Consider the following 221-nt stretch of genomic DNA (forward strand, 5'->3'; position numbering starts at 1 on the left):
CCACTTGACCAACGGGCCAAAAAGTTGTAATACTGTTCGCAAGCTTCCAACCGGGCTTGAACCGGTGACCTCTTCCTTACCATGGAAGTGCTCTACCAGCTGAGCTATGGAAGCATAATGGCTCCGCAGGTAGGACTCGAACCTACGACCGATCGGTTAACAGCCGATAGCTCTACCACTGAGCTACTGCGGAATAATATCAGCCTGGCAACGTCCTACTC

General features: G+C 52.0%; 2 tRNA genes. Both read right to left on the reverse strand.

The features are described from left to right. Positions 1 to 41: 41 nt before the first annotated feature. Positions 42 to 114: transfer RNA gene (locus CN288_RS28120), tRNA-Thr, on the reverse strand. Between the two features lie 4 nt (positions 115 to 118). Then, positions 119 to 193: transfer RNA gene (locus CN288_RS28125), tRNA-Asn, on the reverse strand. Between the last annotated feature and the right edge of the window lie 28 nt (positions 194 to 221).

It is taken from the genome of Bacillus sp. AFS023182, from assembly GCF_002560575.1.
Lineage (GTDB): Bacteria > Bacillota > Bacilli > Bacillales > Bacillaceae_G > Bacillus_A > Bacillus_A arachidis.